Origin of the sequence: Providencia sp., from assembly GCF_003533305.1 — a bacterium.
Lineage (GTDB): Bacteria > Pseudomonadota > Gammaproteobacteria > Enterobacterales > Enterobacteriaceae > Providencia.
In genome coordinates, this window is sequence record NZ_DOEH01000031.1 from 85,584 (window position 1) to 104,965 (window position 19,382).

Annotated in this window: 19 protein-coding genes; 13 read left to right on the forward strand and 6 right to left on the reverse strand. The window is 39.4% G+C overall.

Features of this window, described 5'->3' with window-relative positions; all coding sequences use genetic code 11:
- Positions 1-16: 16 nt before the first annotated feature.
- The 10 genes from rseA to acpS all read left to right on the forward strand — a co-directional run bounded on the left by rseA (position 17) and on the right by acpS (position 9,060).
- A complete protein-coding gene (gene rseA / locus DD649_RS18820; protein ID WP_294110526.1) occupies positions 17-640 on the forward strand; it encodes an anti-sigma-E factor RseA in 624 nt (207 codons plus the stop codon).
- The gene (gene rseB / locus DD649_RS18825; RefSeq protein WP_294110528.1) at positions 640-1,590 is read left to right on the forward strand and encodes a sigma-E factor regulatory protein RseB; all 951 of its coding nucleotides are present in this window, start codon (positions 640-642) and stop codon (positions 1,588-1,590) included. The genes rseA and rseB overlap by 1 nt, the downstream gene beginning before the upstream one ends.
- Before the next feature lie 3 nt (positions 1,591-1,593).
- Positions 1,594-2,058 carry a SoxR-reducing system protein RseC gene (gene rseC, locus DD649_RS18830; RefSeq protein ID WP_294110530.1) on the forward strand — a complete coding sequence of 155 codons (465 nt, stop codon included), beginning with the start codon at positions 1,594-1,596 and terminating at the stop codon, positions 2,056-2,058.
- Between the two features lie 260 nt (positions 2,059-2,318).
- Positions 2,319-4,115, forward strand: coding sequence for a translation elongation factor 4 (lepA, locus tag DD649_RS18835; RefSeq protein ID WP_294110692.1), 1,797 nt, complete (start codon positions 2,319-2,321; stop codon positions 4,113-4,115).
- A 40-nt stretch (positions 4,116-4,155) separates the two neighbouring features.
- Positions 4,156-5,121, forward strand: coding sequence for a signal peptidase I (gene lepB, locus DD649_RS18840; RefSeq protein WP_294110534.1), 966 nt, complete (start codon positions 4,156-4,158; stop codon positions 5,119-5,121).
- A gap of 283 nt (positions 5,122-5,404) precedes the next feature.
- On the forward strand, positions 5,405-6,085 hold the full coding sequence (gene rnc, locus DD649_RS18845; protein ID WP_336431042.1) for a ribonuclease III: 681 nt from the start codon (positions 5,405-5,407) through the stop codon (positions 6,083-6,085).
- Positions 6,082-6,990 carry a GTPase Era gene (gene era, locus DD649_RS18850; protein ID WP_294110538.1) on the forward strand — a complete coding sequence of 303 codons (909 nt, stop codon included), beginning with the start codon at positions 6,082-6,084 and terminating at the stop codon, positions 6,988-6,990. The genes rnc and era overlap by 4 nt, the downstream gene beginning before the upstream one ends.
- A gap of 11 nt (positions 6,991-7,001) precedes the next feature.
- Positions 7,002-7,733: a DNA repair protein RecO gene (gene recO / locus DD649_RS18855; RefSeq protein ID WP_294110540.1), complete on the forward strand. Its 732-nt coding sequence runs from the start codon at positions 7,002-7,004 to the stop codon at positions 7,731-7,733.
- Between the two features lie 209 nt (positions 7,734-7,942).
- A complete protein-coding gene (gene pdxJ, locus DD649_RS18860; protein WP_294110542.1) occupies positions 7,943-8,674 on the forward strand; it encodes a pyridoxine 5'-phosphate synthase in 732 nt (243 codons plus the stop codon).
- On the forward strand, positions 8,674-9,060 hold the full coding sequence (acpS, locus tag DD649_RS18865) for a holo-ACP synthase (protein ID WP_294110544.1): 387 nt from the start codon (positions 8,674-8,676) through the stop codon (positions 9,058-9,060). Before pdxJ ends, acpS begins: the two co-directional genes overlap by 1 nt.
- Positions 9,061-9,158: 98 nt before the next feature.
- Here the strand turns inward: acpS and DD649_RS18870 are convergent, their stop codons facing one another.
- Positions 9,159-9,419, reverse strand: coding sequence for a YfhL family 4Fe-4S dicluster ferredoxin (locus DD649_RS18870; protein WP_294110546.1), 261 nt, complete (start codon positions 9,417-9,419; stop codon positions 9,159-9,161).
- Positions 9,420-9,671: 252 nt separating this feature from the next.
- The gene (locus tag DD649_RS18875; RefSeq protein ID WP_294110548.1) at positions 9,672-10,127 is read right to left on the reverse strand and encodes an XRE family transcriptional regulator; all 456 of its coding nucleotides are present in this window, start codon (positions 10,125-10,127) and stop codon (positions 9,672-9,674) included.
- A gap of 199 nt (positions 10,128-10,326) precedes the next feature.
- Here DD649_RS18875 and leuE point away from each other — a divergent pair, with 199 nt between their 5' ends.
- The gene (leuE, locus tag DD649_RS18880) at positions 10,327-10,974 is read left to right on the forward strand and encodes a leucine efflux protein LeuE (protein WP_336431043.1); all 648 of its coding nucleotides are present in this window, start codon (positions 10,327-10,329) and stop codon (positions 10,972-10,974) included.
- A gap of 130 nt (positions 10,975-11,104) precedes the next feature.
- Positions 11,105-11,596 (forward strand): tRNA adenosine(34) deaminase TadA, encoded by a 492-nt coding sequence (tadA, locus tag DD649_RS18885; protein WP_294110552.1) that lies wholly within the window; start codon positions 11,105-11,107, stop codon positions 11,594-11,596.
- 53 nt (positions 11,597-11,649) lie between these two features.
- Here tadA and mltF read toward each other — a convergent pair whose 3' ends face one another.
- The gene (gene mltF / locus DD649_RS18890) at positions 11,650-13,320 is read right to left on the reverse strand and encodes a membrane-bound lytic murein transglycosylase MltF (protein ID WP_336431044.1); all 1,671 of its coding nucleotides are present in this window, start codon (positions 13,318-13,320) and stop codon (positions 11,650-11,652) included.
- Between the two features lie 293 nt (positions 13,321-13,613).
- Between mltF and purL the strand changes: the two genes are divergently transcribed.
- The gene (purL, locus tag DD649_RS18895) at positions 13,614-17,501 is read left to right on the forward strand and encodes a phosphoribosylformylglycinamidine synthase (protein ID WP_336431045.1); all 3,888 of its coding nucleotides are present in this window, start codon (positions 13,614-13,616) and stop codon (positions 17,499-17,501) included.
- 49 nt (positions 17,502-17,550) lie between these two features.
- Here purL and DD649_RS18900 read toward each other — a convergent pair whose 3' ends face one another.
- The 3 genes from DD649_RS18900 to fbpC form a co-directional block, all read right to left on the reverse strand.
- Positions 17,551-17,916: a type II toxin-antitoxin system PemK/MazF family toxin gene (locus DD649_RS18900; protein WP_294110556.1), complete on the reverse strand. Its 366-nt coding sequence runs from the start codon at positions 17,914-17,916 to the stop codon at positions 17,551-17,553.
- Positions 17,916-18,179: an antitoxin gene (locus DD649_RS18905; protein WP_294110558.1), complete on the reverse strand. Its 264-nt coding sequence runs from the start codon at positions 18,177-18,179 to the stop codon at positions 17,916-17,918. The genes DD649_RS18900 and DD649_RS18905 overlap by 1 nt, the downstream gene beginning before the upstream one ends.
- A 137-nt stretch (positions 18,180-18,316) precedes the next feature.
- Complete coding sequence (fbpC, locus tag DD649_RS18910; protein WP_294110560.1) at positions 18,317-19,375, reverse strand: ferric ABC transporter ATP-binding protein; 1,059 nt, start codon at positions 19,373-19,375, stop codon at positions 18,317-18,319.
- Positions 19,376-19,382 lie beyond the last annotated feature (7 nt).

The window sequence follows — 19,382 nt, forward strand, 5'->3', positions numbered from 1 at the left end:
CTGAAGGTAATTAAGCATGCAAAGAGAGAAACTTTCCGCAATGATGGATGGCGAAGCTCTAGATTTAGAACTTATTAATGCCATTACATGTGATTCAACGTTAAAACAACGTTGGGAGAGCTATCATCTTATTCGTGATACTCTGCGTAATGATACTTCTGATGTCATTCATCTTGATATCGCCAGTAAAGTTGCGGCAGCATTAGAGAGTGAAGCAGTGCGTATTAATCCTCAGGTGGTTGTTGAGTCTCAGCCTGAACCGGCAACATGGGGTAGTTTTCCATTCTGGAATAAAATTCGCCCTTGGGCTAGCCAAATTACCCAAATTGGCGTAGCGGCTTGTGTATCGTTAGCGGTTATTGTTGGTGTGCAGCAGTACAACCAAAGTAACTCAGTTGATTCCGTGATTGACGAGCCTGTATTTAATACTATTCCTGTCGGGAGTGGTGCGCCAGTGAGCTTAAATATTTCTGATAGTCAATTGTTTGGAAATGAACAGCAAATTCAGCAGGTTGAACAGCAAAATCAGCGTATTAATGCGATGCTTCAACAATATGAACTAGAAAGACGCTCAACGCTTAATCAGCAATCTAATGACAGTAAAAAAGCAACGCCCCCCGCAGGAGCTAAGCTGCAATAATGAATAAATGGTTATCCGTCATCTGCCTGACGGGCAGCCTGATTATCTCTAATCAAGCTTCGGCATCTCAAAAGGATGCCGAAACTCTTTTTAAAGAAATGGGAAGTGCTGCCCAGAACCTATCCTATGAAATGTCTTTTATGACTTTCAGTCCGCAAGTTATCGTACCTGTACGTTATCGCCATGGAATTATTAACGGTGTATCTGTTTCACAAATGATCCAAATGGACTCTTCTCGACGTGAAATTGTGCAAAATGGCGATAAAATCAGCTATTTTGAGCCGGGTTTTGACGCTTTTAGTTTAAATGGCAAAAATATTGTCGATAATTTGCCTTCTGTTTTGTTTGCAGACTATGAAAAAATTCAGCCTTATTATAACTTTATTGATGCAGGGCGTACGCATATCGGTGATAAACCTGCATTAGTGATCCGTATTATCTCTAAAGATAATTCACGGTTTAATTATGTTATTTTAGTTGATGAAGAAACTAAGCTACCTTTGAGAGTTGATTTGCTTGATAGTAATAATCAGACATTAGAACAATTTCGAGTGATATCTACAGTACTTGATAGCAAAACGGTGAGTGATTCATTACTATCTTTGAGTAAGGTGAATCTTCCACCATTACTAATTTATCCTAAAAATACTAGCCCATCATTTAAGTGGCAGGTTGGTATGCTTCCACCTGGATTTGAAGAATCATCACGTTCTTTGCGCAAGCTGGGGGAAAATGATGTCGTTGAAACTGCGATGTTTAGTGATGGCTTATTTACATTCTCAGTCAATGTGACCAAAGCTGATCAAGGTTCACTTCTTGATCAACCACTACAAAATGGTCGCCGTACAATTTACACTACGACTCAGAAGCAAAATGTGATAACGATAATAGGCGAACTACCTTTGTCAGCAGCACAGCTAATTGCAAGCAGTATTCAGTTTCGGGAGTAATATATGGTAAAAGAATGGGCGACAGTTATCCGTTGGCAGAAAGGTAGAGCATTATTGCGCTATGGTTCTTCATCAGGATGTGGAAGCTGTGGTGCTCGTGCGACTTGCGGCTCTTATGCACTAAGTAAAATAGGGCCAAATACGGAGCATGAATTAGAGATTGAAATTGAGCAGCCTTTAGTTGCAGGCCAAAAAATTGAGGTTGGTATACCCGAAGGCAGTTTATTGCGTTCAGCGATGTTGGTTTATTTAACACCTCTTTTGGGTTTATTTATTTTTGCAGCTTTTGCTCAGTTTTTCGATTTTGAACAGGTCTGGGTTGCTCTTTTCGGTGTCCTTGGTGGATTTTCTGGATTTTTTGTTGCTCGTAAAATAGCGAGTTATTTACGCTTCGAGACAGCATTCCAACCTGTAGTATTACAAATAGGTTTACCGCCTACTGAGCTTTCAGTCCAAGTTAATTGCTAAATGTACTCGATTTAACTTGATTTGAGTCGCCTGTTATTAACAGGCGATTTTGCTTTAGGTGGTTCTAAATTAATTGAATAACTCATTATACTTATGCAGGTTTACAGTTGTTTTACATTGAATCTTTGTGTTAGACGTATCTTCTATGTAAAATGCTGCTAATTAGCAATCTTGTAATAATCATAGCATTTTAGTTTTGTGGCAAAATTTGCTCAAAACTGATTTTGTAAGGCAATTTAAAAGAAGATATTACCTTGAAAATCAATAACATAAGAAACTTTTCTATCATTGCTCATATCGACCATGGCAAGTCTACTTTATCAGATCGTATTATTCAGATTTGTGGCGGTTTAACTGACCGTGAAATGGCGGCGCAAGTTCTAGATTCTATGGATTTAGAACGCGAGCGTGGGATCACCATCAAAGCACAGAGCGTGACGCTTAATTATACAGCAGCAGATGGTGAGACATACTTATTAAACTTTATCGACACCCCAGGACACGTAGACTTCTCTTATGAAGTTTCTCGTTCATTAGCTGCCTGTGAAGGCGCTTTGTTGGTTGTTGATGCAGGTCAGGGGGTTGAAGCTCAAACGCTTGCTAACTGTTACACTGCAATAGAAATGAATTTGGAAGTTGTTCCAATCTTAAATAAAATCGATTTGCCTGCCGCTGACCCTGATCGCGTTGCTGATGAAATTGAAGATATTGTTGGATTAGATGCTCATGATGCTGTTCGTTGCTCAGCTAAAACAGGTATTGGCGTTCAAGATGTTATTGAACGACTAGTTAAAGAGATCCCACCACCAATTGGTGATGCAGATGCACCATTACAAGCACTAATTATTGACTCTTGGTTTGATAACTACTTAGGTGTTGTTTCACTTATCCGTGTTAAAAACGGCACACTGAGGAAAGGCGATAAAATCAAGGTAATGAGTACTGGACAGGTCTATAACGCCGAGCGTCTGGGTATTTTTACGCCAAAACGAATTGATCGTGAAGTACTCAGTAGCGGAGAAGTAGGCTGGTTGGTCTGCGCAATTAAAGATATTACCGGTGCACCTGTTGGCGATACCTTAACCGGTGCGCGTAATCCAGCGGATAAAGCATTGCCAGGGTTTAAAAAAGTTAAACCACAGGTTTATGCAGGACTATTCCCAGTCAGCTCCGATGACTATGAAGCGTTTCGTGATGCGTTAGGGAAACTTAGTTTAAATGATGCTTCTTTGTTCTATGAACCAGAAACATCAACTGCACTTGGCTTTGGTTTCCGTTGCGGCTTCCTTGGTTTGCTGCACATGGAGATTATTCAAGAGCGTTTAGAGCGTGAATATGATCTTGACTTGATCACTACCGCACCAACAGTGGTATATGAAGTCCGACTGACTAATGGGGATATCGTGCTTGTTGATAGCCCATCTAAATTGCCAGCGCTGAATAATATTGAAGAATTGCGTGAGCCAATTGCAGAATGTCATATGCTAATGCCTAAAGAATATTTAGGTAACGTTATAACGCTGTGTATTGAGAAACGTGGTGTTCAGACCAATATGGTCTATCATGGTAATCAAGTATCATTGACGTATGAAATTCCGATGTCGGAAGTGGTTCTTGATTTCTTTGACCGTTTGAAATCAACTTCTCGTGGTTATGCATCTTTAGATTACGCTTTTAAACGTTTCGAGCCATCTGACATGGTTAGGGTTGATGTTCTTATCAATAATGAACGTGTTGACGCCTTAGCGTTAATCACTCACCGCGCTAACTCGCAGTATCGTGGTCGTGATTTAGTTGAAAAAATGAAAGAGCTTATTCCACGTCAGCAATTTGATATTGCGATCCAAGCGGCAATTGGTAACCATATTATTGCTCGTTCTACAGTTAAACAGCTACGTAAAAACGTCCTTGCTAAGTGTTATGGTGGTGATGTTAGCCGTAAGAAAAAACTGTTGCAGAAGCAAAAGGATGGTAAGAAACGCATGAAACAAGTGGGTAATGTTGAATTACCACAAGAAGCGTTCCTTGCTATATTGCACGTCGGTAAAGACAACTAATTGCATGTCGCTAAGACAGCTACACTAACAAGGAGTCTCAATGGCTAACACTTTTGCCTTGATCTTAACACTGGCAACATTAATCACTGGGATTATTTGGTGTTTAGATAAGTTTAAGTTTGCACCAGCACGAAAAGCAAAGCTGAAAAAACTACAAGAAATGACTAGCGGCTCAATGAGTAACGACGAATTAGAAAAAGCGGTTCGTCGTCCTTCATGGCTTGAAACGGGAACTTCTATTTTTCCAGTATTGGCGATTGTGCTTATTGTTCGTTCGTTTATTTATGAGCCATTTCAAATACCTTCAGGGTCGATGATGCCAACATTATTGGTTGGTGACTTCATGTTGGTCGAGAAATTTGCTTATGGATTAAAAGATCCAATTACGCAAACAACACTAATTGCAACGGGTAAGCCAAAACGTGGTGATATTGCGGTATTTAAATACCCAAAAGATACCAATGTTGACTTTGTGAAGCGTGTTATTGGCCTGCCTGGCGATAAATTGGTTTATAACCCTGATGCGAAAGAACTGACAATTTACCCTAATTGTGCAGATAACAAGTGCACAGAACAATTACCGATTACTTATGGTCCTTTAGCACCAAGTGAATGGACAATGTTCTTTGATGTGAGCTCTGTTGTTGATAGCCAAAAAGGTAATTTTGAAATTCCGGTTGATCAAGAACTACCACGTAATGCACTTCGTCAGTATCAAAGAAGTGAAACGTTGGGCACTGTTGAACATCAAATCTTAATTATTCGCCAAGCGGTGACTGAGGCTAAATATATTCAGCCAAATATGCCGCGTAATGAATGGATTGTGCCAGAAAAACAGTATTTCATGATGGGTGATAATAGAGACAATAGTTCAGACAGCCGTATGTGGGGCTTTGTTCCTGAGCAGAATTTAGTTGGTCGTGCCGTGTTTATTTGGTTAAGCCTAGATAAACAAGAAAATGAATGGCCAACGGGCATTCGCTTTAGCCGTCTTGGACCACTTTAATTAAGTCATACTAATATGGGTTTTCATTTGAAAACCCATATTATCCGAAGCATTATTATCTTACCCAGTGTACAATATAATTTAATTAATATTATTGGCTCCTCAATTGTTCACTCTTCCTTTTTAAGTCCTTATAACTAATGAAAATTTTTAGTTTTAGCTTTATGGTCTATAAAAAAACAGTGGTATAGGAGTCAGTGCAAACGCAACAGTTTTGTAAAATGATTTATATTACAGGTCTGTTGCGTGTGCTTTTTCTCAAACGAAAAATGGTTGGGCGCACATGAACCCCTCTTTATTAGAAAGATTGCAACGTAAGCTTGGTTATCAATTTCAACAATATGATTTATTGGTCCAAGCTTTGACACATAGAAGTGCAAGTAGCAAACATAATGAACGCTTAGAATTTCTAGGTGATTCAATTTTAAGTTTTGTTGTCGCGAACGATTTGTATCATCGATTCCCTAAAGTGGATGAAGGGGATATGAGCCGTATGCGAGCGACACTTGTACGCGGAAACACATTGGCTGAAATAGCCCGTGAATTTGAACTCGGCGAATGTTTACGTTTAGGCCCGGGTGAACTTAAAAGCGGCGGCTTTCGTCGTGAATCTATTCTTGCTGATACAGTCGAAGCGTTAATAGGCGGAATTTTTCTCGATAGTGATATTCAAACAATAGAGAGAATTATTTTAAGTTGGTATAAAAGCAGACTAGATGAAATCAGTCCGGGTGATAAACAAAAAGACCCGAAAACTAGATTACAAGAATATCTTCAAGGGCGCCATTTACCATTACCTAACTATTTAGTTGTGCTGGTAAAAGGTGAGGCCCATGACCAAGAATTTACGATCCACTGCGAAGTGAGTGGAATTGACCAACCGATAAATGGTATCGGTTCAAGTCGACGTAAAGCAGAGCAAGCCGCTGCAGAACAAGCATTGAAAATTTTGGAGCTTGAATGAGTGAATTACAATCCCACTGTGGCTTTGTTGCTATAGTTGGGCGACCAAATGTGGGTAAGTCTACGCTGTTAAATCAGCTATTAGGGCAAAAAATTTCTATCACCTCTAGAAAGCCGCAAACGACTCGCCACCGTATTATGGGGATCGATACAGAAGATAATTATCAAATTATTTATGTAGATACCCCAGGTTTACATATTGAAGAAAAAAGAGCGATTAACCGCTTAATGAACCGCGCAGCATCAAGCTCGATTGGTGATGTTGAGTTGGTGATTTTTGTAGTCGAAGGAACGAATTGGACTGCTGATGATGAAATGGTTGTCAATAAACTATCGAGCTTACGTTGCCCAGTGATTTTGGCAATTAATAAGATTGATAATGTTACAGATAAAACCATCTTATTACCTCATATTGGCATGATTAGTCAGAAAATGAATTTCTTGGATGTGGTCCCAATTAGTGCAGAAAAAGGCACTGGTGTGGATACAATTGCTAAGATTGTTAAAAAACATATTCCAGAAGCAACCCATCATTTCCCTGAAGATTATATTACTGACCGTTCTCAGCGTTTTATGGCTTCAGAAATTATTCGTGAAAAATTGATGCGTTTCCTTGGGGATGAGCTGCCATATTCTGTTACTGTCGAAATTGAACAGTTTAAAGTGACGGAAAAAGGCTTTCTCCATATCCATGGCTTAATTCTTGTTGAACGTGAAGGTCAAAAGAAAATGGTCATAGGTAACAAGGGCAGCAAATTGAAAACTATCGGTACTGAAGCGCGTATCGATATGGAAAGAATGTTTGAGAACAAAGTGCACCTTGAGCTTTGGGTTAAAGTTAAATCAGGTTGGGCAGATGATGAAAGAGCATTGCGTAGCCTGGGTTATGTTGACGACCTAAAATAGTAGGTGACAAGGTGAGTGGCTGGCAACGTGCATTTGTGCTCCATTCTAGACCCTTTAGTGAAACAAGTTTATTGCTTGATTTTTTCACTGAAGGAGAAGGGAAAATACGGTTACTTGCCAAAGGCGCTAGACGTAACCGCTCACCATTAAGAGGCTGCTTGCAGCCTTTTACACCTTTGTTAATCCGTTGGGGAGGCAAAGGTGAAATCAAAACATTGATTAATGCTGATCCTGTATCACTTGCTCTTCCTCTTAGTGGTACAGTCCTCTACAGCGGTTTATATCTAAATGAACTCACGACCCGTGTGCTCGAATTTGGGACACCATACTCCGCTTTATTTTTTGATTATCTGACTTGTTTACAAGTATTGGCAGCAAGTGAAAATACCCCTGAATCGGCTTTACGTCAGTTTGAACTCGCTTTATTGTCATACCTCGGCTATGGGGTTGATTTTCTTCATTGTGCAGGAAGTGGGGAGCCAGTATCAGATACGATGACTTATCGTTATCGTGAAGAAAAAGGCTTCATTGGTAGTTTGGTTATCGACCAATTAAGTTTTACAGGTAAGCAGCTTAAAGCATTAGCCAGTCGTGAGTTTCCAGATGCAGATAGCCTGAAAGCTGCAAAACGTTTTACCCGAGTTGCATTGAAACCGTATTTAGGTGGAAAACCACTAAAAAGTCGTGAGTTATTTCGGCAGTTTACCTATTCGCCGACTGCCCTTAATCGAAAACCTTCCTAGATTTAATCTTAGATTTATACAATTCAATTATGTGCCCGATGATCATTTTTTCGAGCCGTTTCCCAAAATAAAAATTTTTAGACTGAAATACTAACGCCAATTTATAATCTGCTCGCAAGAGTGAGAGATATATTCCCATAACTGAATAAATTGCAGTAGGATATGGCTCATAAAAGAGTTCGTTACTATTTAATGATAGGGAGTTAAGAATGGCTGAGCTTTTGTTAGGTGTAAATATTGACCACATTGCAACAGTAAGAAATGCAAGAGGTACTCAATATCCAGATCCAGTACAAGCTGCATTTGTCGCAGAGCAAGCAGGCGCTGATGGCATTACTGTGCATCTACGAGAAGATCGCCGTCATATTACGGATAGAGACGTTGCTTTACTCAATGAGACTATTCAAACACGAATGAATCTTGAGATGGCCGTGACTGATGAAATGATTGATATAGCTTGTCGTATCAAACCTACTTTTTGTTGTTTAGTGCCTGAAAAACGTGAAGAAGTTACCACTGAAGGTGGGTTGGACGTTGCAGGTCAAAAACAAAAAGTGGCTTATGCTATCAAGCGGTTATCAGAAGCGGGTATTTTGGTTTCCTTATTCATTGATGCGGATCATACGCAAATCGATGCTGCTCAAGAGTGCGGGGCGCCTTTTATTGAAATACATACGGGTGCTTATGCGGATGCTAAAACAGAGCAGGAACAAGAATTAGAGTTTCGTCGTATTCGTGATGGTGTGGCTTATGCCGCAGGTAAAGGAATTAAAGTTAATGCGGGTCATGGCTTAACGTATCACAACGTTCAACGCATCGCACAATTACCAGAAATTTATGAACTCAATATTGGCCATGCCATTATTGGACGTGCACTATTTAGTGGTTTAGCTCAAGCAGTAGCAGATATGAAGAGCTTACTTACAGAAGCGCGTAAATAATGGCAATTGTAGGTCTAGGTACGGATATCGTTGAAATAGCACGCATTGAGTCAGTCATTGAGCGTACGGCAGACAGCCTAGCAAAAAGAATTTTGACTGATAATGAGTTTATGCAATATCAACAACAGACTAAACCAGCACGTTTTCTGGCAAAGCGGTTTGCAGTCAAAGAAGCCGCCGCTAAAGCACTGGGAACAGGTATTCGTAATGGTCTTGCATTCAACCAATTTGAAGTCTCTAATGATAAACTCGGTAAACCATTGTTAACATTAAATGGCGAGGCATTAAAGTTAGCGACTAGTTTACATGCGACACATTTTCATGTTTCCATTACTGATGAGCGCCATTATGCATCAGCGACAGTGATTATTGAAAGCTTACAATAATTAAGATGTTTGATTATCAATGAAATAAATCAACATTACAGTTATTATTCATTTAACTGTAATGTTGATTAAAATGTGGGATTAGATTAATTTTCAGGTTAAATTTTGTCTGCGTGGTGGATGGCCACAAATTTATCCCAAAGTTGTTCTTGTGTCTCAACACGTTCAGGATCGGTAATGATAGTATTAGTGATAGGACATACGGATTGGCAAGTTGGCTTGTCATAGTGACCAATACATTCAGTGCATAAATCTGAATCTATCTCATAAATGTCATTGCCCATATAGATTGCATCATTAGGGCATTCGGGCTCACACATATCGCAATTGATACATTTTTTAGTAATTAATAGTGCCATTTTTATCAGTAAAATCTGTTTTTATATTGTCTTATGGCCGCTATTCTACACTGAAATAGAAAAGTTGAATACTTAATTATTAGAATGTAAACAAAAATTGATGGTTAGTAATTAATATTATTTTTCATAATTATATTAAATTGGATTTAACTAAATATTAAATAGTATTTGTAATAATATTATTATGATTATGTGAAAAATAAAGGTTAAGGTAATTCTCAACCTTTACTATTAATTTATTGTAAAAAAATATTATGCTTCAACAAAATTAACTTTATAAATATACCATTCTTTATTATTTTCAGCTTGAATAAAGATATGAAGGATACCACCTGATAGGAACATGGTTGTTGATTTTATAGTGTTTTCAACGGCGAACTCATCACTTAATAATAAAGTAATGCTTGCATTATCAGCTATTTGATAAAATTGAAAAACTTTAGTTTCTAAGTTGTAACCGTATAAAAACTGTTTATTTTGAGTCGTGTCATAAAAAGCTTGCAGATTACTCAAATAAGAAAGTAACTTTCCTTTTTGAATCGGTGCTTTATCATCAATTTTTCCATTATCTGCTAGGGAATAAACAGTATATGATTTATCTTTTGAATGACCTAAGAAGAAGTTTTTTTTAGCTGCCGAGAATGCGAGTGTTGTTGGGTAAAAATCTTCAAAGCCTGATTTTTGGACTGTTGATTTATAAACTACCATTTTATTTTCCTTATATTTAAAATGAATTAACATGATTTTAAAATCACGTTTATCATATTTAAATAATTATATTTTAAAAATAATCTTTATTATTAGCCTCTAATATGAACATTAATAATATAAAAATAATTAATATTATAAATATTCACAAATAATAGTAGTTGTGGTAATAATAACGAAAAAATCATAAGGGTGTTCTATGTTTGAGAATCTAGGGGTGTTAAATTTTTGGACTTACTTAGCAGGGTTAGTTCTTATCATTATTGTACCAGGTCCAAATTCTCTATATGTATTAAAAACAAGTACTTCACATGGTACTAAAGTGGGTTATCGCGCAGCGCTAGGTGTATTTACAGGGGATGCTATGTTGATTTTTCTCTCCTTTATTGGAGTAGCATCATTGATTAAAGCGTCTCCGACACTATTTACCATTGTGCGTTATCTTGGGGCTGCCTACCTTTTATACTTAGGCGGCAAAATTTTATATGCCACGTTTTTCCAAAAAAAGGCACTTACAGCCGACGTGGGTATGGTTGCGGTCAAAACTGAGAAAGTTTTTACTCGGGCATTGGTGCTAAGTTTGACCAACCCAAAAGCAATTTTATTTTATATTTCATTTTTTATTCAATTTATTGATTTTAATTATTCTCACGCTTGGGTTCCCTATCTCGTTTTAGCGACCATTTTAGAAATTGTCAGTTTTTTATATTTAAGCCTTCTTATTTTTAGTGGTTACTTAATTGCCCGCTTCTTACGTGAAAAGAAAGTTTTAGCTAAGTTAGGTAATTGTACTGTTGGCGCTTTTTTTATGGGTTTTGCCGCTAAATTGGCTATTTTTAGTAATTGATATTATAACCGATTAATTTATTAGCATAATTTATTTAAATAAGTCATGAAGAGCTATAATATTTCAAGTTGTGGGCACTCTGACATTTCGTGATAATCTAAGGCTAAATAAGTAGAGCATTGAGGTCAGAGTGACACAAACACAAATAGATGAATATTGGATGGAGCAAGCGCTTGAGTTAGCTCAAAATGCACAACAAGCTGGAGAAATCCCTGTTGGCGCATTGCTCGTTAAGGATAACCAACTTATAGCTTCAGGATGGAATTGCTCTATCCGCAATCATGATGCTACCGCTCATGCAGAAATGATAGCATTACAGCAAGCAGGACAAGTTCTTAGTAATTATCGTCTGCTTGATACCACGCTCTATGTTACTTTGGAACCTTGTATTATGTGTGCAGGGGCGATGATCCATAGCCGTATCGGGCGTGTCGTTTATGGTGCTAAAGATTTTAAAACAGGAGCTTGTGGCTCTTACATCGATATTATGGGGCAGGTAGGTTTAAACCATTATGTGGAAGTCACTGGGGGGATTTTGGCAGAAAGATGCTCATCTATGCTAAGTGCTTTTTTTAAAATGCGCAGGGCGCAGAAAAAGCTGCAAAAGAATCAATCAATTTAGTTCCTTTTTGCATTTTTCTTATCTATTTCTAGGTTTGTTTTGTTTACTCATTTTCAATTAGAAATTGCCTCAGTTGATGGGGCGGTTGAGCTATGGTTGGTATCAGTGGGCTGATAAGGGATAGTTGATGCAAATTGCGGTTTTAAAGGTAGTTTAATCTCAGGAGTAAAAAGAGGTGTCTTTTGTGTTGAGTTAACTGACTCAACGTAATGAAGACTGACTTTTTCTTCCGTAGGTATCTGTTTTTCATGTTGAACTGATTCAGTTTCCCCTGTTTTGTTGTTTTCAGATAACTCAGGTGAAATAATATAGGTTAATGATTTTTGTGCGATATCTAATGTACGCTGTTTTTTATCTTTATTTTCCAAGTATCCCACTAAGCTTTGATGATAACGCCTGATATTTTCCACGTATCGGTATGCTTCATGGCCTCGTGCATAACCGTAAGGGAGTTGAGAATAATATTTTTTCTGTGTGAGTAGTGGCAGCCTTGCTTTGACGTCCAGCCAGCGGTTAGGGTCTCCGCCTAACATTTCAGTGAGCTTTCTTACATCCTGCATATGGCCATATCCCATATTATAAGCCGATAAAGCAAACCAAATACGGTCGTCTTCCTCAATGGACTCAGGCAGACGCTCCATAATATATTCAAGATAGGCAGCCCCCCCTTTGATACTTTCTTCTGGATCTAATCTATCGGCGATCCCCATTGTCGCTGCGGTGGGCTTAGTTAGCATCATTAACCCTCTAACACCTGTGGGAGAGGTGGCTAGCGGATCCCAATGAGATTCTTGCCATGCAATGGCGGCAAGTAGCTTCCAATCTAGTGATGTTGCGTATCGTTCGAATAGAGGCTGATATTCAGGTAATTTATTATTGATTGCACTGATAAATGTTAGGGTATCAAAATAATCGAATGTTTTGACATGACTAAAATATTTTTCATTTAGACGAGCAAGTAAGTCAGTTTCGTGGCTTGAATTGAAAAAATCGAGTAATGCCGCATCTAGACTATCATCCTGATTACGGCTCATATACCAAGTGATGGCATGATCGTCGAGTAAATCAAAAGCGACAGCGATTTGCGGATGAATGCGTTGTTGCAGTGCAATGGCAATTGAATCTTCCAATACATAATCAATCTCACCCTCTGCTACCATTTCAAGTAATTGATTTGTAGTGTACTTTGAGCTTTCTTCCCATTTTAGGTTTGGGTATTCTTTAGCGAGCCTTTTTAAAGTACTTGCGTGAGCGGTACCTGACATAACCATCAGTTTGCCGTTGATATCATTAAAAGATCTAGGACGAGTTGAACCTTTGCGGTAAACCAGTTGCTGAGTTACATTCAAATAGCTCGGCCCCGTTTTCATTTTCTGTAGTCTATCTTTGTTATATAACAAGCCAGCCACTGCAATATCTGCGGTGCCATTGTCTAAATCATCAAAAATTTGTTCGAAAGTGGGTCTGATGGTGATTTTTAACTTCACCCCTAAGTACGCAGCAAAGCCTTGAGCAAGCTCATAGTCAAAACCACGGAGCTGTTTTTGCTCATCGATATAGATAAGTGGCGAGCTAACGGCACTAATACGCAATTCCCCTTGAGATAGAATTTTATTGATTTGAGAATCTTGCGTATTTGACCATCGAATGTTGAAGCCGATGATCATAGTAGCCAGTAAAGCAATGACCACGATAATTAAATAGTTAACTTTTAAGTTATTCAAATAGTTATTTCTCGTGCATTAACTGGTGTAGTTGCTGGTGTAGTGATTCAAAAAAAATTTAAAAAAGAAAAAATAATTAAGTAATGGTTATAATTCCAGTGGTTAGGTATTTTGCTCAACTATTATGATCGGTGCAACCTATATTATGCTATTTAGCACATAATAATATTTCACTAATCGCTTTTTTTTTAATCACGCAAACGGTTTCGTATTGATGAACATTGCTTTATAATAGTGTCGGTTTCCCTGCTTTCATGATCAGGGCTGGCGTTTAAAAGAGAGAAATAAAGACGATGGAAATTTTGCGTGGTTCACCTGCTCTATCAGCATTTCGTATTACCCGCCTTTTGGCACTGTTTACTGAAAAACAGCTCCCTGTAACGGATATCTATGCTGAATATATGCACTTTGCTGAATTATCAGCGCCGTTGAGTGATAGTGAGCAAGGAAAACTGAGCAGCCTATTAAATTATGGCCCCTCTCTTGCAGAGCATGAACCATTCGGTAAACTTATTTTAGTAACCCCGCGTCCGGGAACTATCTCTCCTTGGTCTTCAAAAGCGACGGATATTGCACATAACTGTGGCTTAGCGCAGGTCAAACGAATTGAGCGAGGTATTGCTTACTATGTTCAAGCTAATACGTTAACTGAAAAGCAATGGCAAGAAGTCACCGCAATATTGCATGATCGTATGATGGAAAGGGTGTTTACCTCTTTTGATCAAGCTTCTGCACTATTTGTACAGCATCAGCCAGCACCATTGAAAGTGATTGATATCATTAAAGGTGGGCGTTTAGCCTTAGATACTGCAAATAAAGAAATGGGCTTGGCACTTGCTGATGATGAAATTGATTATTTACTCAATGCATTTACGGGCTTAAAACGTAATCCAACCGATATTGAGCTTTATATGTTTGCGCAGGCAAACTCAGAACATTGCCGCCATAAAATCTTCAATGCAGATTGGGTGATTGATGGTGAAGAACAGCCGAAATCGCTGTTTAAAATGATTAAAAATACCTTCGAAAAAACACCTGATTACGTCTTGTCTGCATATAAAGACAATGCTGCTGTTATGGAAGGCTCTTCAGTAGGGCGTTTCTTCCCTGAACCGAATGGTCGTACATATCGTTATCATCAAGAAGATGCGCATATCTTGATGAAAGTTGAAACTCACAACCACCCAACGGCTATTTCACCTTGGCCGGGCGCCGCAACGGGCTCTGGTGGTGAAATTCGTGATGAAGGCGCAACAGGGCGTGGTGCTAAACCAAAAGCAGGCTTAGTTGGTTTTTCAGTCTCTAATCTACGGATTCCAGGTTTTGAACAACCATGGGAAGAGGATTTTGGTAAACCAGAACGTATCGTCACTGCACTTGATATTATGCTAGATGGCCCTTTGGGCGGCGCTGCATTTAATAATGAGTTTGGTCGTCCAGCCCTTTTGGGTTATTTCCGTACCTATGAAGAGAAAGTTAATAGTCATAATGGCGAGGAGTTACGGGGTTACCATAAACCGATTATGTTAGCAGGTGGTATTGGTAATATTCGTGCTGATCATGTGCAAAAAGGTGAAATCACCGTTGGTGCGAAATTAATTGTACTTGGTGGCCCCTCAATGAATATTGGCCTTGGCGGCGGCGCTGCATCATCAATGGCATCAGGGCAATCGGATGCTGATTTAGATTTTGCCTCTGTTCAACGTGATAATGCTGAAATGGAACGCCGTTGTCAGGAAGTCATAGACAGATGTTGGCAGCTAGGTGACGACAATCCAATTTTATTTATTCATGACGTAGGGGCTGGTGGCTTATCAAATGCCATGCCTGAACTGGTTAGTGACGGTGGTCGCGGTGGCCGTTTTGAATTGCGTAAAATTCTTAACGATGAACCGGGTATGAGCCCGTTAGAAGTTTGGTGTAATGAATCTCAAGAACGCTATGTAATGGCCGTCTCACCTGAACAATTACCTGTATTTACGGCGATTTGTGAACGCGAACGTGCGCCTTTTGCCGTTATTGGTGAAGCGACAGAAGAACGCCATTTAATATTAAATGATGAACATTTTGATAATCAACCAATTGATATGCCATTGGATGTTTTATTAGGTAAAGCGCCTAAAATGTTAAGGGATGTCACTACATTAAAAGCGGAGCCACAGCCCTTAGATAGAACTGCGATAAGCTTAAATGAAGCAATAAAACGCGTTTTGCATCTTCCTGCTGTTGCTGAAAAAACTTTTTTAATCACTATTGGTGACCGTACTGTAACCGGCATGGTTGCACGTGATCAGATGGTAGGGCCTTGGCAGATTCCAGTATCAGATTGTGCGGTAACGGCTGCGAGTCTTGATAGTTATTATGGCGAGTCGATGTCAATTGGCGAAAGAACCCCAGTTGCGTTGATTGATTTTGCTGCTTCTGCTCGAATGGCGGTTGGTGAAGCATTAACGAATCTTGCTTGTTCATATGTTCAAAATCTAAAACGCGTTAAGCTATCAGCTAACTGGATGTCTGCAGCGGGCCATCCCGGTGAAGACGCCGGTTTATACGCAGCAGTTAAAGCGATTGGCGAAGAACTTTGCCCTGCACTCGGTATTGCCATTCCTGTAGGTAAAGACTCGATGTCGATGAAGACCCGTTGGAAACAAAATGGTGAAGAGCGTGAGATGACATCGCCACTATCATTAGTGATAACGGCATTTGGTCGCGTTGAAGATGTGCGTTTAACCGCAACGCCAGAGTTAAAAACTACGGCTGACAATGCATTATTATTGATAGATCTTGGTCAAGGTCATAACGCATTAGGCGGCTCAGCTTTAGCACAGGTTTATCGTCAGTTAGGTAACAAAGCCCCTGACGTTCGTCATCCTGAGCTACTCGCGGGCTTCTTTAATACGATTCAACAGCTACTATCAGAGCAGAAATTATTAGCCTATCACGATCGTTCTGATGGTGGATTATTTGTGACATTAGCTGAAATGGCCTTTGCTGGGCATTGTGGTATTAATGTTGATATCAGCTCATTTGATGAGGATACGCTCGCAGCGTTGTTTAATGAAGAGCTGGGCGCTGTTATTCAAATTGAAGGTAAAGATCGTCAGTATGTAGAGGACTGTTTTACACAGGCAGGACTTGTAGATTGTATTCATTACTTGGGCACTGCAATTAATGATGATGCGATAATTATTAATAGTCGCGATACTGTTGTTTATAATGAGTCTCGTAGTTTATTGCGTCAATGGTGGGCTGAAACTACATGGCAGATGCAGCGTTTGCGCGATAACGAAGTTTGTGCTAACGAAGAGCATGCCGCGAAACTGGAAACTAAAGATCCTGGGTTGAATGCTCATCTCACATTTGATATTGCTGATGATATTGCAGCTCCGTATATTTTATCGGGTGTTCGTCCAAAAGTTGCCGTATTACGCGAACAAGGGGTTAACTCCCACGTAGAAATGGCTGCTGCATTTGATCGTGCTGGTTTTGATGCGGTTGACGTGCACATGAGTGATTTACTGGCTGGTAATTTATCTCTCGAGCAATTCCAAACGTTAGTGGCTTGTGGTGGTTTCTCTTATGGGGATGTACTCGGTGCAGGGGAAGGTTGGGCTAAATCTATCTTATTTAATACTAAAGTACGTGATGAATTTGCCACTTTCTTTAATCGGCCAGACACGTTGTCATTAGGCGTTTGTAATGGTTGCCAGATGATGTCTAACTTGCATAGTTTGATCCCCGGTGCTGAATATTGGCCTCGCTTTGTTCGTAACCGGTCAGAACGTTTTGAAGCGCGTTTTAGCCTTGTTGAGATTACAAAAAGCCCATCTTTGTTATTACAAGATATGGCAGGCTCTCGTATGGCAATCGCTGTCTCTCATGGGGAAGGGCAAATTGAAACTCGTGCCCAAAACCATTTACAGCAGCTAGAAAATAACCAGTTGGTGGCGATGCGTTTTGTGAACAATCATGGACAAGTTACAGAGCAATATCCAGCGAATCCAAATGGCTCTGTCAACGGTATTACATCAGTGACCTCGATTGATGGCCGCGCAACAATTATGATGCCACATCCTGAGCGAGTATTCCGTACAGTGAGTAACTCATGGCATCCAGATAATTGGGGTGAAGATAGCCCATGGATGCGTATTTTCCGTAATGCGCGTAAGCAATTAGGTTGATATTGAAAAATTAATAAGAAATAAAAAGCACTCATTATGGGTGCTTTTTTTATTGAGGGTCGATTATGTCGATGATTTTGCCTAAAACTTCCTCAAATACACTTTCTTCAAGTGTGGCTGAGTAGTTAGCTTTTCGCGCTAATAAATCTAATGAACGTAATTGGTAGCATAGAACACAGCCTGTAATTTTTCCGGTATCTGTACTTGAGCCATCTAAATAGACTGTAACGCTTTGAGTTCGTGATGTCCTGCCTCCACTCGTAATAGGAGCGCATAGTGTTGTGCCAAGTGCATTGTTGAGTTGCGAGTCAGTTATAACTAAATAATAGTGTGGACCTTTAAATTCTTTACCATTAACAGGATCGCCATTGATATGCCAGATTTGGCCTTTATGTGGTTTTTTAGTTTTAGCCATTAGATAATCTCATGGCCAATAGGATCTGAATTATCTAACTGGCTATTTAAGGCTTTAATTTCATTTTCATCAATACCAGAAAGTAGCTCTGATAATGATTTACGTCCTCTTGCAACCCGTTTAGTTGGTTTGATACAAACGGATTCACCAAATGCATCTATATCTAACTTCATTCCGACAACCCAACCCGCCATATTTGCGACATCACTTGGGATTGTTAATACAACTGCTCCACCTTGTTGCCTTAATCTTGTAGTTGACATGTTTTCTCCTTCAAAATCTAATTGTGACTCTGTAATACTATAGCACTAAGTTACACAAAGTCACACTATCCTTTACCTAAAAAAAACCGCCTAATTTTCATTAGACGGCTGTTGGTATTCACAATACTTATTATTAATTATTCAAGGACAAACATACCGTAAGGGTGAATTTGTAAGTACAGATTTTCCCCGACAGACGGCTGTAATTGTGTGGCATTAATTTGTAATAACATTGATTGACCATGCCAATCTACAGTTACCTCATATTGAGGTCCCATATAAGCAACATAGGTAATTGTACAGCGCTGGCTCTCATCACCTTGCAAACTGAGGGTAATAGCCTCAGGGCGAACACCCAAGGTAACTTGATTTTTGTCTGTTACAATCTGAACGGGACGCGGCAGGCGATAGTTAAAGATATCAACCGTATCATGGGTCAATGTGGCTGGGAAAATATTTGCATCTCCCATGAAACTTGCCATGAACTTGGATGCCGGCTGGCGGTAAAGTTCTTGCGGTGAGCCAAGTTGCATAATTTTACCCTTATTCATTACCAATACCATATCAGAAACTGCAAAAGCTTCACTTTGGTCATGAGTAACATACAAAGAAGTAATATTAAATTGTTGCTGCAATTCACGAATTTTTTCACGCATACTGCGGCGCAAATTGGCGTCCAAGTTACTTAACGGCTCATCAAATAACAGTACCTTAGGTTTTAGAATAAGGGCGCGAGCTAAGGCAACACGCTGTTGTTGCCCCCCTGAAATTTGATCAACAAATCGCTCGGCAAAACCAGCTAAATCAACGATCTCTAATGCTTCATCGACACGTTTCTTAATTTCTGCTTTTGGTAGACCAAGCATTTTAAGACCATATCCAACGTTTTCCCCTAAAGACATATGTGGGAACAGTGCATAAGATTGGAATACCATACAGATATCACGCTGCTGGATTGATCTGTCGGTAACATCTTCTCCATCGATAAACATACGTCCTTCTGTGGGCTTTTCAAGACCTGCCACGAGGCGCAATACGGTTGTTTTACCACAACCCGATGGTCCTAATAGCGTCACCATACTGCCTTGCGGAATGGAAAGGCTTAAATCATCGATGACCGTGTTGTCGCCAAAACGCTTAGTGATATTTTTTAATTCAACAAAACTGGTTGTTTTTACAGAACTTGATTGCGTCATGTTAATT